Source organism: Desulfonatronum zhilinae (assembly GCF_900182865.1).
Classification (GTDB): domain Bacteria; phylum Desulfobacterota; class Desulfovibrionia; order Desulfovibrionales; family Desulfonatronaceae; genus Desulfonatronum; species Desulfonatronum lacustre.
The window spans coordinates 1-12,819 of the sequence record NZ_FXUJ01000010.1 but is presented as its reverse complement, the minus strand read 5'-3'; the positions used below and the strand labels follow the sequence as shown (position 1 = coordinate 12,819).

At 59.6% G+C, this 12,819-nt stretch carries 9 protein-coding genes; 3 read left to right on the top strand and 6 right to left on the bottom strand.

The window, feature by feature from the left end; all coding sequences use genetic code 11:
- Positions 1-8: 8 nt before the first annotated feature.
- The 6 genes from AC559A_RS09515 to AC559A_RS09490 all read right to left on the bottom strand — a co-directional run bounded on the left by AC559A_RS09515 (position 9) and on the right by AC559A_RS09490 (position 7,153).
- Positions 9-824, bottom strand: coding sequence for a GNAT family N-acetyltransferase (locus tag AC559A_RS09515; RefSeq protein WP_498817727.1), 816 nt, complete (start codon positions 822-824; stop codon positions 9-11).
- Between the two features lie 120 nt (positions 825-944).
- On the bottom strand, positions 945-2,234 hold the full coding sequence (locus tag AC559A_RS09510) for a serine hydrolase domain-containing protein (RefSeq protein ID WP_498817726.1): 1,290 nt from the start codon (positions 2,232-2,234) through the stop codon (positions 945-947).
- 43 nt (positions 2,235-2,277) lie between these two features.
- Positions 2,278-3,387 carry a glycerol dehydrogenase gene (locus tag AC559A_RS09505; protein ID WP_498817725.1) on the bottom strand — a complete coding sequence of 370 codons (1,110 nt, stop codon included), beginning with the start codon at positions 3,385-3,387 and terminating at the stop codon, positions 2,278-2,280.
- An 84-nt stretch (positions 3,388-3,471) separates the two neighbouring features.
- Complete coding sequence (locus AC559A_RS09500; protein ID WP_498817724.1) at positions 3,472-4,881, bottom strand: carbon starvation CstA family protein; 1,410 nt, start codon at positions 4,879-4,881, stop codon at positions 3,472-3,474.
- 4 nt (positions 4,882-4,885) lie between these two features.
- A complete protein-coding gene (locus AC559A_RS09495; RefSeq protein WP_084032193.1) occupies positions 4,886-5,860 on the bottom strand; it encodes a BMP family lipoprotein in 975 nt (324 codons plus the stop codon).
- 201 nt (positions 5,861-6,061) lie between these two features.
- Positions 6,062-7,153 carry a hypothetical protein gene (locus AC559A_RS09490; protein WP_498817723.1) on the bottom strand — a complete coding sequence of 364 codons (1,092 nt, stop codon included), beginning with the start codon at positions 7,151-7,153 and terminating at the stop codon, positions 6,062-6,064.
- Positions 7,154-7,601: 448 nt separating this feature from the next.
- Here AC559A_RS09490 and AC559A_RS09485 point away from each other — a divergent pair, with 448 nt between their 5' ends.
- The 3 genes from AC559A_RS09485 (at position 7,602) to AC559A_RS09475 (ending at position 12,798) form a co-directional block, all read left to right on the top strand.
- Positions 7,602-10,655: an Eco57I restriction-modification methylase domain-containing protein gene (locus AC559A_RS09485; protein ID WP_498817722.1), complete on the top strand. Its 3,054-nt coding sequence runs from the start codon at positions 7,602-7,604 to the stop codon at positions 10,653-10,655.
- Positions 10,656-10,727: 72 nt separating this feature from the next.
- Positions 10,728-12,332 (top strand): ATP-binding protein, encoded by a 1,605-nt coding sequence (locus AC559A_RS09480; protein ID WP_498817721.1) that lies wholly within the window; start codon positions 10,728-10,730, stop codon positions 12,330-12,332.
- Between the two features lie 58 nt (positions 12,333-12,390).
- Positions 12,391-12,798, top strand: coding sequence for a hypothetical protein (locus AC559A_RS09475; RefSeq protein WP_498817720.1), 408 nt, complete (start codon positions 12,391-12,393; stop codon positions 12,796-12,798).
- The last annotated feature ends 21 nt before the right edge of the window (positions 12,799-12,819 follow it).

Sequence of the window (12,819 nt, the reverse complement as noted above, 5' to 3'; positions counted from 1 at the left end):
AAACTGCTTTATTCAGGCGACCACAGATACTGACCGATGGAGCAATATTCCTGAAATCCCAATTGACGATAGACATTGAGCCCCATTTTGGACGTATGCAGAATCCCGACCCGGTATCCCGCAGCCTGGGCCTCGCGCAACAGAGCCAGGGTGATCATGGCGCCAATGCCTTGCCGTCGCGCCTCCGGGAGGGTGACGACATTGTAAACGCCGGCCACGCCCGCTCCGAGGTACACCGAGCCCGCTGCCACCGGCTCGCCATGCAGCCGTCCGAGATAGTGGAGAAGCGGCAGTCGTTGGCCGAAGCTGCTTCGCTCGAAGAGATCCATCAGGGCATCCACAGCAAAATCAGGCATGCCGAAGCCCACGGCAAAGGGGTGTCGCCACTGCTTCAGGGATTCGATGTCGTTGACTTTCTCGAGAGTGAAACCGGGCGGTGTCGCGACGTCTCCAGGCAGGTCCCGAAAGTCCATGGCCATCCCGGGTGCGTCCTCCTGCCGGGCGAAACCATGGGCTTCCAGCGCCACTCCCAAATTGGTCGGTCGCGTGGCCGGTCCGGTCCACCACAGCAGGGGCACATCCCTGGCCTTGCCGCGGTTAATCGCCGCTTCAATCACTCCGTCCACCGCCTCAGGAGCCAAATTCGCGCGCATGATGCTGTTGCATAGCGGAAAAGGGATGGTGGTCAGCGACCAGAGCAGTTCAGGATCATCATGAACCTCGGCGTGGGGCAAGAGGCCGAACAGCGGCAGAAAGTCGAACAGATTGTTTTCAATGGCCGTCACCATCGCCGGCGCGGATATGTCTTGCGGAATATCGCTCATTGTGTTGTCTCCTGACGAGTTTAACGGGTTGACGCTTGACCATGCTGGTCAAACACCATGCCTGAAGCCATGTGGTCCTTCACGGAATCCCCCCGCGGCCCCCTCCTGCGACATGGGACTTCATCCTCCCGGGCATGCCGCGCCATCCGGCCTGCCGGGGTATCCCAGGGCCTGGCGGGCATCCCATCCGGCGCACTGCATGGCGTTGAAAATCTCCATGAAGGACGCCCATCCGGAAGTGAAGTCCCACAAGGGCGCGAGGATGATGACGGAAACGTCAATGGTCGGATCGTAGGCCATCAGGGACAGATAGCCATGGGTCGCGCCGGTGTGCCCGTATCCCAGGTTGTCCATGTGCTGCGTTCCCAGGGCGTATTTGGGGTTGGCCGCGGAAGCATCGGTCATCATTATTGCCGCGTTTTCCGGGGAAAGAACGTTTTGCCCCTTGAGCAGGGTGCGCAGGTAGGCGTTCAGGTCGGTCATGGTGCCGTACCCGTTGCCTTCGGCCACGTTGGCGCTCATGTTGTCCGCGCAGTGTTCCTCCACGTTGCCGTCCGGATCAATGATCATGCCGCAGACCGACGGGGCGGGCAGGCGTTTGTCCGCGGCCAGGTAGGGAAAATGCAGGTTCAGGGACACGGGCGTCGTGGGGCCGTACACGTGGTCGCGCAGATAGTCCGTGTAGGTCTTGGGGCCGCTGCTGTGATGCGAGTACACACGGGCGATGATTTCGCCCAGGATCGTGTAGCCGGTATTGCTGTACTTGTAATTGGCCGTGCCCGGCGGAAAAGAGGAGAGATTGTGGATGACGTTTTGCTCCACGAGTTCGGTGGAGGTAAACTGATGGTCGGGGTTTTGCTCCTCCATCCATCCCACATACGGCAACCCGTCGCATCCCGGGACCGGATCGTTGGCCACGTCATACACCCCGGCGTTATGGTGCAGAAGTTGGCGGATCGTGACGCGGTTTTTGTAGGGGATGTTCCAGGAAGGGTCTTCCGGCACGTAGGCCATGTCACTGCCGGGTATGCGGTCCACGATCCGATCCGTATAGTTGAGCCAGCCGTCCTGATGCATCTTCAAGATCGCGGCCGCGGTAAAATTCTTGGTGTTGCTGGCAAAGCGAAAAAATGTGTCCGGCGAGACAGGCCGCGCTCCGGGGGCCGACGAACCGCTGAAGATGACGCCCGCGGGGGTCTGGATCAGAACGCTCAGAGAGGGAACCGTGTTGCCCAGGACGTTTTCCAGGGACGTTCGGACACCGGCAACGGCCCGGTCCATCTCCGGATTCGATGCGTACTGACTTTCGCCGTCGCCGCCGCCACACCCGGACAAGACCAGGATAGCAAACAGCAGCGCCAACAATCTGGTAAAACTGGAAATGTTCAGGATACGGGCAGGGGACTTCATCTTTCAGCTCCTGATTGAAGGTTGGTTTCAGCTTGGGCGCTCATCAACCGATTATCTTCGGCGGCCGCCATTTCCTCGTCCGGCCCAGGGCGTCCGCGGCGATGAGGGCGTGGAGGACGTTTTCGGGCGTGATCACGCCTGCTTCGTTATGGATGCACTCCTCTGAGGCGCAGGCCTTTTGCGCCACCAGCGCCAATCCGGTTGGATCGGCGTTTGTCAGGCCGAGGTCGGCCAGGGTGGTGGGCAGGCCCACGGTCTCGCAGAAGCCGTAGACTGTGTCCATGACTTCAGGCTGCGCGTCGCTGATCTGCAAGCCGGCCAAGACGCCGAAGGCGACCTTTTCCCCGTGATAAAAATCGTGGGTTTCCGCCAGCGCGGTCAGGCCGTTGTGGATGGAGTGGGCCGCGGCCAGACCGCCGCTTTCAAAGCCGATGCCGCTGAGCAGGATGTTGGCCTCCACGATGCGCGAAAAAGCCGGAGTGACGGCCTGGCTCTCGCAAGCGATCTTCCCGGCCAAGCCGTATTCCAAGAGGATGTCGTAGCACAGCCTGGCAATGTGCAGCCCCACCGTGGTGCTCAGACCGCCGCAAGCGTTGGCGGACTGTGTCCGGCGACAGGACTCGGCCTCGAACCAGGTGGCCAGGGCGTCGCCCATCCCGGCCACCAGGAAACGCACCGGGGCCTGGACAATGACGGTCTCGTCCACGATCACCGCGGCCGGGTTCATCTTCTGATAGCAGACGGACTCGAACACGTTGTCCTCGGAATAGATCACCGCGCATCCGCTGCACGGCGCGTCCGTGGAGGCGATGGTCGGGGCGACCACTGCCGGAACCCCGGCCCGATCCGCGGCGATTTTGGCCGTGTCAATGGTCTTGCCGCCGCCCACGGCCGCCACCACGTCCACGCCCTCTTGCTGAATGATCCCGGCGATGCGGGCCAGCTCCGTCTCGCTGCATTCGCCGCCAAAGGTTTCGATGACGACCGAGGCGGACGATCCGTCCAGCCCAGCAGCTGGAAGAACCTTGGCCCGGGATGTGGGCGAAGCCAGGATCAGCCCGCGCCGCCCCAGGGCCTGCATCACCGCGGGCAGCTCAGCCAGAGCGCCCTGGCCCTGGATGTACTTGCCTGGAAACAGTGCTTTCTTGAACATGGTTTCTGTTCTCCCGAGTTCTGTTGGTATCAGGTAAAAAGTAGGCTTGCTTCAGTGTGTCAACAAGCAAGGACTGAATCCTCTTCATGGTGTCCGCGAGTTTCGCGGCTTGACCCGTAGCAGAACGGCCAGGGCCAGGGCCGCCGTGGCCACGCCAACCGGGTTGGAGAGTCCCGGAGAGAGATTGAAGCCGATGGATGCCTGGAGAATGAAGGAGACGGTCACCGCGGTCATGAACAGGGCCGGGACCGTTGCGATCCAATGGAATTTGCCGCTTTGGCGCAGAAAGATCGCCGCGGACCACAGGACCAACATGGCCAGGGTCTGATTGCTCCAGCCGAAATAGCGCCAGATGAGATTAAAATCCTGGGTGCTGACGAGAAAGGCCACGATGAACAGCGGGACGGCCAGAAGCAGTCTTTTGGCCGCCTGGGCCTGGGACAGGCTGAAGGTTTCCGCCAGGATCAGGCGGCTGGATCGAAAGGCCGTGTCCCCGGACGTGATGGGCAGGATGATCACGCCCAGGATGGCCAGAAACCCGCCCACCGGACCAAGCAGGGTCCGGCAGACCTGGTCCACCACCAGGGAGGGCGAGCCGCTTTGAATGACCTGAAACAAAGCCTCCGGGCCATAAAACAGAGTCATCCCGGCCGCGGCCCAGACCAGGGCGATGATCCCCTCGGCGATCATGGCGCCGTAGAACACCAGGCGTCCACTGGATTCATTGCGGATGCAGCGGGCCATGAGCGGGGATTGGGTGGAATGAAAGCCGCTGATGGCCCCGCAGGACAGGGTGATAAACAGTAGCGGCCAGATGGGCAGGCCTTGCGGGTGCGTGTTCATCGTCACGTCCAGGTTCGGCAGGACCGGGGCATCGCCCAGGGCCATGCCCACGAGCACGCCCAGGGTCATGAAGAGCAAGAGCGCGCCGAAAAAGGGGTACAAGCGGCCGATAAGCTTGTCGATGGGCAGGATGGTGGCCAGGAAGTAGTAGCCGAAGATGCAGGCCACCAGAAACTGGACGTTCAGGCCGGTCAGATTGCCCAGAAGCTGGGCCGGACTGAGGACGAACACCACGCCCACGAGGAGCAGCAGCAACAGGGAAAAGAACCGCATCACCCGGCGGGCGTGCAGGCCCAGGAAGGCGCCCACCACGTCCGGAATGGACGCGCCCTTGTTGCGTACCGAAAGCATCCCGCTGAAATAATCGTGCACCGCGCCCGCGAAAATCGCGCCCACCACGATCCAGACCAGAGCCACCGGGCCGTACAGAGCGCCCAGGATCGGCCCGAAGATCGGTCCGATCCCCGCGATGTCCAAAAGCTGGATAAAAAAGACCTTCCAGGTGGGCATGGAAGCGTAGTCCACCCCGTCGGCCATGGTGGAACACGGCGTCGGACGGCTCGGATCCGGGTCGAATATCCGCTCAACCACCTTGCCGTAGGTGAAATAACCCAGAACGAGCAGGCCGATGCACAAGAGCAGAGTTGTCATAGGATTACCTGGTCGGATCAATGACGACGATCTCACCGGAGATGATCTTCGTCTTGGCCGATTCCACGGCATCGAGCACAGCCTGGGGGATGATGTCGCGGGTGTATTGAAAATCCGAGGTGCCGACTCCGCCTTCGGCCACGCCGAAATGTCGCTCTCCCGGCTGGAGATCCCCTTCCACCAGGCTTCGAATGGTTTCATAAACAGCGACGTCAACACGCTTGACCATGCTGGTTAGAACCGTGCCCGGAGCCAGATGGTCCTGTACCGAATCCACTCCGATAGCATAGAATCCATTTTCCTGGGCAGCGAATATGACTCCAATTCCTGTTGCACCACTGGCATGGTAGACGATATCGGCCCCACGTTTGTTCTGCGAGATGGCCAATTCCTTGCCCAATGCCGGGGCGCGAAAACTTTGCGCATAGTCAACCAGCACACGGGCATCCGGATTGACGGAGCCGACTCCCTGTTCGAATCCGCTTTGAAATTTGCGAATGATTGGAACCTCCAACCCACCGACAAAGCCGACGATATTGCTTTCCGTCATCATTCCAGCGAGTACGCCCACCAGAAATGAGCCGTCATGCTCCATGAAGACCAATGAGCTGACATTCGGGGCGGACACCACGCTATCGACTATGGCAAACTTGATGTGCGGGAAATCCTGGGCAACCTGTTTCAAGGCAGATTCATGTTGAAACCCGACCGCGAAAACCAGGTCGTAATTTTCCGTGGCAAATGCTATCAGGTGGTCTTCCAGGTGTTCAACATCCTTGGGCTCGATGAACTGGAAAGAGATACCCATATCTCTTTTGGCCTTCTGCAGTCCATGTAGTGCGGCATCATTGAATGACAAATCGCCCAAACCACCCGTGGAGAAGACGATTCCCACTCTCTGTTCGGCTGATGCGGTAACAGTCATAGCCATCAACCCGACCAGAACGACAACCATCACACAACCTGATTTCCGGAACATACGAGTCACCTTGTGTTAGAGATGTTCAGCACGGACTTTTCCTCGGAGTGGCCTTTGTCTGCGTACGTGGTGCTGATACTTTCAAGCGCGCTGCACAGATTTTCTTGATATTCAATGCTTCAGCTTCATAATGCTCATTTGTCCAATGCTGCGCTGATGCATGGCTGGAAAACAGCCTGTTAGGGTGTCTTGCCCATGTAATCATAAAGCTTCACTGATGGGCATGATGCCGGATTGCCTTGCGTCGTCGATGTCGATGATCGCGTAGCCTTCCGAGGTTTCCTCGTTCATGGAGTCGCTGATAAAGAAAGGCAGGGCTTTCAGGAATTGATCGTTGCCCGCGGACACGGCCTTCTCGAAGGATGCGGTTCCGACCATGGTGGTCTCAATGCACAAGGTTTCTTCCTGCTCCTCATCCAGGTGAACGCAGACGAACATGTGGCCCGGCACGGAGACCAGAAACGGACTCATTTCAAGTTTGCGGAAGACCGAGGCAAAGAGCGCGCTGCCCTCGACACAGTTGGCCTGGGCCGTGCGGACCTGCTGGCCGATCAGGCGGACGTGCTGCATGGCCACGACTCCGGATTCCCCGGAGGATCTGGTGATGTTGCTGTACTTGAACCCCCGGGCCTGGATGGCCCGGTAAACGGCCTTGATCTCCTCGGCCACGTCGTCGGCGTCTTTCTGATAACCGGCAAAGGAATCCACGTATCCGGCCTTGAGGGCCTCCCCCAGAAGCGCGTCCACCACCGGGTGGTTCTCGTTGACGTAGGCCGCAAACAGCCATGACGTGTCCACGAAATCGCCCTCTTCGTCCTCAAAACCCAAGATGCAGTCATTGATGGTGCGCACGGGCACGCGCTTGCTTTTTTCGGTGTGGGGCTGACCGTTGAGTGCAACCCGGGCCGTGACCACCTCCGGGAAGGGCTGGTGAACGGCAAGCAGGGCGTCGTAATCGAACTTCAAGACCGGGTTGATCAGATAGGTCTCGCCCTTTTTGGGCAACAGGCCCTCCCAGACGCTGGAGCTGATCAGCTTGCCGCTGGAAATTTCCACGCGCACGGGTGTTCGGTCGGCGGGCGCGACGATGCTCACGCCCACGAAACCCCATGGGTCGCCAAGAATGGTGGGATCGGGGTCGTCGTCATCGTCGAGCAACGTGGAGGTGGCGATAATCAGCGAAGGGAAGATGCTGTCGTCGATCCCGACCTCGATATCCCATTCCAGATCAGCCGCTTGAAGAGGCAGCGCGAAAACCAGGGCAAGCAGCAGGATGCAAAGCAGACGAGGCATGGTTGTTCTCCGTTAAATGGGTTCGTAACTCCAGAAAACTGAAATCATTTTGAAACACACCAGGGCCGTCATTGCCGCGATACCAAAATAATATTCGCTCCGCTTGTTCATGATGTCGCTGCTCCCTGGCTGAATGGTTTATTGCTTCTCTTTCATGTCAGCATGATCCGTGCCATAGGAAAAGTGTATTTATTTCAGATTTTTATCAATAAATCGTTGTATCCATCGAAAAGACTGTTTACGCCACGTTCGTTGGCGGTGCCAATATATCTGTCGGGCGCTGGTTTGCCCCTTCGTGGATCGTCATAGTACATCTCAGACTCCACGAATAGTGGGCGAGCGTGTGTCGCAATCCCGCGCGGTTCGGGATTGCGAGCCTTGTCGCTTCCAGGTATCCACGGACATTTCCCCCTCGTTCAAACCTTCAGCCCCCGACACACTATCCGCCATGCCCGACACCACTCAAGTACCCGTTCCGGCCACTGTTCAGGATCTGATCCAGCGCTTCGCCATGCACCGCGAGGCTTACAAATCCCCGGACTACAACGAAACCCAGGTCCGCCGGGAGTTCATTGATCCGTTATTCAAGGCCCTGGGTTGGGATGTGGACAATGAGAAGGGGTATGCGGAGCAGTGGAAGGAGGTGGTTCACGAGGATGCGCTGAAGATCGGCGGAGCGACCAAGGCGCCGGATTATTCCTTTCGCCTGGGCGGTCGGCGGCTGTTTTTTCTGGAGGCCAAGAAGCCGTCCGTGAATCTGCGCGAGGCCGTGGCCCCGGCTTTCCAGTTGCGCCGTTACGCCTGGACGGCCAAGCTGCCCCTGTCCATTCTCACGGATTTCGAGGAATTCAGCGTCTACGACACCCGGATCAAGCCCGCGGCCACGGACAAGGCCTCCACGGCCCGGATTCTGTACTTCACCTTCGAGGAATACGCCGAGCGCTGGGCGGACATCGTGGCCATCTTCTCCCCGGAGGCCATCCGCATGGGCGCGTTCGACAAGTACGTCCAGTCCACGACCCAGAAGCGCGGCACAGCGGAGGTGGACGACGCGTTTCTCCTGGAAATCGAAACCTGGCGGGAAAAGCTGGCCCGGAACATCGCCCTGCGCAACGCCGGGCTGACCCAGCGGGAACTCAATTTCGCGGTCCAGCGGATCATCGACCGGATCATCTTTCTGCGCATCAGCGAGGATCGGGGCGTGGAGCGGTACGGACGGTTGCAGGCCCTGCTCAACGGCGAGAACGTCTATGCCCGGCTGCAGGAACTCTTTGACCGGGCGGACAAACGCTACAATTCCGGCCTGTTCCACTTTGAGCGGGAAAAGGGCCGACCCGGCGTGCCGGATGAGCTGACGCCCCGGCTGACCATCGACGACAAGACCCTCAAGGATATCTTCCGTCGGCTCTATTACCCCGAATGCCCGTACGAGTTTTCCGTGCTTTCCGCGGAAATCCTGGGCCATGTCTACGAGCGGTTCCTGGGCAGCGTGATCCGGCTGACCGAGGGCGGCCGGGCCAAGGTGGAGCAGAAGCCCGAGGTGCGCAAGGCCGGCGGGGTGTTCTACACCCCGGCCTACATCGTGGAGTACATCGTCCGGCACACCGTGGGCGAGCTGGTCCGGGACAAGACGCCGCAGGAAGCGGCCGGGATGACCCAGACCTGGAAACCGGCCAAAAATCGTCGTCCGCTGACCGTGCTGGACCCGGCCTGCGGCTCGGGCTCGTTTCTGCTGGGAGCGTACCAGTTTCTGCTGGACTGGCACCTGGACCGCTACGCCCAGGAGCCGGATAAATGGAGCAAGGGCAAGGAGCCGCGCATCTACCGCCACCACCGGGGCGGCTGGCGGCTGTCCACCGAGGAGCGCAAACGCATCCTGCTGACCCATATCCACGGCGTGGACATCGACGCCCAGGCCGTGGAAGTGACCAAGCTCTCCCTGTTGCTCAAGGTCCTGGAAGGCGAAACCTCGGACACCATCCAGCGCCAGCACACCCTGTTCCAGCAACGCGCCCTGCCGGACCTCTCCGCGAACATCAAATGCGGCAACAGCCTGGTCGGCCCGGACTTCTTTCGCAACCGCCAGCTCAGCTTCCTGGGAGATGATGAGATGTACCAGGTCAACGCCTTTGACTGGAACGCGGAATTCCCGGAAGTCATGCAAAACGGCGGCTTCGACGCGGTGATCGGAAATCCGCCCTATGTCCGCCAGGAGGGGCTGGGGCCGTCCAAGGAGTATTTCAGCCGGGCCTATGCCACCTATGCCCCCACCGCGGACCTCTACGTGCCCTTCATTGAAAAAGGCGTCTCCCTGCTCGCGCCCGGCGGCAACTTCGCCTACATCGTGGCCAATAAATGGATGCGGGCCAACTACGGCAAGGGTCTGCGGGAATGGCTTTGCGGCAAGGGCTTGATGGAAATCGTGGATTTCGGCGATCTGCCGGTGTTCCAGAATGCCACCACCTACCCCTGCATCCTGCGCATCGCCAACAGTCCGCCCCGGGAAACGGTCCGGGCGGTAAACGTGAAAACCCTGGATATCCAGGACCTGACTGGCTACGTCCAGGAATCCGGTTTCGACGTGCCCCTGGCCAACCTGGCCCCCAGCGGCTGGACCCTGGTCCGCCACGAGGAACAGGCCCTGCTCCAGAAACTGCGCTCCGTGGGCGTGCCGCTTGGCGAGTATGTCAAGGGCAAAATTTATCGCGGCATACTGACCGGCCTGAATAAAGCCTTTGTCATCGACACCGCCACCCGCGACCAGATCATCGCGGACGATCCCAAAAGCGCGGAATTGATCAAGCCGTTTCTGGCCGGAAGAGATATCAAGCGGTACGTGCCGCTGAAATCAGACAAATTTTTGATTTTCACCCGCAGGGGCGTTAATATCAACGATTATCCCGGCATCAAAGCCCATCTTACTCAATTCAAGGCGGAATTGACGCCGAAGCCAAAAGGTTTCAAGGGGCCATGGAAAGGCCGGAAGCCAGGGCCGTACCAATGGTATGAAATCCAGGACACGGTCGCCTATTATCAGCGATTTGAACAACCAAAGATCATTGTACCCGCCATTGTTCAGCGAGCCTCTTACCAACTTGACCTGGAAGGCTACTTCTCCAACGACAAGACATCCATCATCGCCACGGAAGATCTCTACCTTCTGGGACTTCTCAATTCCAAGGTGCCGGACTACGAGCTGCACAAAATTGCTTCCACCAAGCAGGGCGGGTATTATGAATACAAGCCCATGTACATCGAACAACTCCCCATCCGCCCCATAGACTCCGCCAATCCCAAAGACCTTGCCCTTCACGACAAACTTGTCGCCCTTGTCGAACGGATTCTGGACCTGCATAAAAGATCCGCCTTCGCTTCAACCAGCCATGAACAGACCCTGCTGCAACGTCAGATCGCGGCGACGGATCAGGAAATTGATCAGCTTGTGTATGCGCTGTACGGCCTGAGCCGGGAAGAAATCGCCATTGTGGAGGCGGCGGGGTGAGCCAGAGGGGCGTAGTTTTCTGATTCAGCTTTTCGTTCCAACGCCGAGACAAAATATCGCCAAGGAGCCGTCATGGAAAAATTCTTCAACACCTCCGGGCCGATCAAGACCGAACACCATTACAACATCCCACCTTTGCACCGCATGGACTGGGACGAAATCGCGCATCTGATCCGCTCGGAGCGCTATTTTGTGCTTCACGCCCCACGCCAGACCGGGAAGACGAGCACGTTGTTGGCCATCATGGCCGAGCTGAACGCCGAGGGCCGGTTTGCCTGCGCCTACGCGAACATCGAGGGTGCCCAGGCGGCCCGGGGAGACGAGAGCAAGGGCATTCCAACGGTGTGCAGCGCCATTGCCGGGTCCATCCGCCTGTATCTGGACCAGCCAGAGGTCTTTGCCTGGCTGAACACCACGGGCCGGAACCAGCCGAGCAACGATCTTCTCAAACAAATGCTGGAGCATTGGTCCCGTATCTCGGACAGGCCCGTTGTGCTTCTTCTGGACGAGGTGGACGCCCTGGTGGGCGACACGTTGATCTCCCTGCTGCGGCAAATCCGGGCCGGATACGCCCAGCGGCCCGCGGCTTTTCCCCAGAGCGTGATTCTCTGCGGGGTGCGGGACGTGCGCGATTATCGCATGCATGGCCAAGGGGAAGAGGTGATCACCGGGGGCAGTGCCTTCAACATCAAGGCCAAGTCCCTGCGCATGGGCAACTTCATTGAGGAGGAAGCCCGGGCTTTGTGGCATCAGCACACCGAAGCCACGGGGCAGCCCTTTGCCCCGGAAATCTTCGATGAACTCTGGCTGGACACCAAGGGTCAACCGTGGCTGGTCAACGCTTTGGGCTATGAAGCGACTTGGGAAAACCGGGAAGCCCGGGATCGGACCCGGCCCATCACCCTGGAAGACTACCGGGCCGCTCGTGAACGGCTGATTCTCTCCCGGGCCACGCATCTGGATCAGCTTGCGGACAAGCTCAAGGAGCCGCGGGTGCGCACGGTTGTCGCTGCCCTGCTCTCCACGGAGCAAACGGAACTGCAATTGCCCGACGACGATTTGCAATACGTTGAGGATCTGGGGCTGATCCGCGTTCGTCCCCAACTGGCCGTCAGCAACCGCATCTACCAGGAAATCATCCCCCGTGAACTGACTTGGTCCACCCAGACCATGATCGCCAACCAGGATCTGGCCTGGTATGTCGGCCCGGATCATCGGTTGGACATGGATAAGCTGCTGAGAGCGTTCCAGCAGTTTTTCCGCGAGAACGGCGAAAGCTGGGTGGAACGCTTCGAGTACAAGGAGGCCGGCCCGCAACTGCTGCTCCAGGCCTTTTTGCAGCGTGTGCTCAACGGAGGCGGTCGGCTGAACCGGGAATTCGGCTTGGGTCGCCGCCGAACCGACCTGCTCCTGGAATGGCCCCTGGACGAAGCCTCCGGCTTTTTTGGCCCGGTGCAGCGGGTGGTCATCGAGCTGAAACTGCTCCATGCCCGGAGAAGCCTGGAATCCACCCTGACCGAGGGCCTGGAGCAGACCGCGGACTACGCGGACAAGGTCGGGGCCGGGGAGGCCCATCTGGTCGTCTTCCACCGGGATCCAGGCAAGACCTGGGAAGAGCGGATATGGAACCGGCGGGAACGGTTTGGGAAATGGGAGATTGCCGTGTGGGGGTGTTGAGCGCGTCTGCCCGGATAACGTCAGACCAGGAAAGTGTTGCAAGGATGGTGTTCAGGCCATGTTTTCTCCGCTCATGTACGAGATCGTGAGAAGCGTCGCTCGGGTGTACGGCTGGCCTGACATTGAGGGGGCCGAAGAGGCGGAGCTTGTGGATGTGCCATTATCCGTCCTGCGGTCGTATGTCGGGTCGTATATCGGAACGTACAAACCGAAAGGCGAAGAGGCCGTCGAGGGCATCGATTTCCAGGTCTATCTTGAAGGTTCCGGCCTGATGCTCCGGCTTGCCTTTGAGGGCGGGTCAGGGCGAATGGACCTCTATCCTGTCGCATCCCGGGACCGGATCGTTGGCCACGTCGTACACTCCGGCATTGTGCTGCAGAAGCTGACGGATGGACCTCCAGAACATCTTCCATCGCGGCTACAAAAGCGGCATTTCCCCGTGGTGGAATTTTCCAGTATTTGCTGAGATGAGGTTTAAGTTCCGTTT

Bases quoted from the DNA above. Each gene is read 5' to 3' on its own strand.
- AC559A_RS09490 (WP_498817723.1), bottom strand. From the start codon at position 7,153: ATGCCTCGTCTGCTTTGCATCCTGCTGCTTGCCCTGGTTTTCGCGCTG.
- AC559A_RS09500 (WP_498817724.1), bottom strand. From the start codon at position 4,881: ATGACAACTCTGCTCTTGTGCATCGGCCTGCTCGTTCTGGGTTATTTC.
- AC559A_RS09475 (WP_498817720.1), top strand. From the start codon at position 12,391: ATGTTTTCTCCGCTCATGTACGAGATCGTGAGAAGCGTCGCTCGGGTG.
- AC559A_RS09480 (WP_498817721.1), top strand. From the start codon at position 10,728: ATGGAAAAATTCTTCAACACCTCCGGGCCGATCAAGACCGAACACCAT.
- AC559A_RS09495 (WP_084032193.1), bottom strand. From the start codon at position 5,860: ATGTTCCGGAAATCAGGTTGTGTGATGGTTGTCGTTCTGGTCGGGTTG.
- AC559A_RS09510 (WP_498817726.1), bottom strand. From the start codon at position 2,234: ATGAAGTCCCCTGCCCGTATCCTGAACATTTCCAGTTTTACCAGATTG.
- AC559A_RS09505 (WP_498817725.1), bottom strand. From the start codon at position 3,387: ATGTTCAAGAAAGCACTGTTTCCAGGCAAGTACATCCAGGGCCAGGGC.
- AC559A_RS09485 (WP_498817722.1), top strand. From the start codon at position 7,602: ATGCCCGACACCACTCAAGTACCCGTTCCGGCCACTGTTCAGGATCTG.
- AC559A_RS09515 (WP_498817727.1), bottom strand. From the start codon at position 824: ATGAGCGATATTCCGCAAGACATATCCGCGCCGGCGATGGTGACGGCC.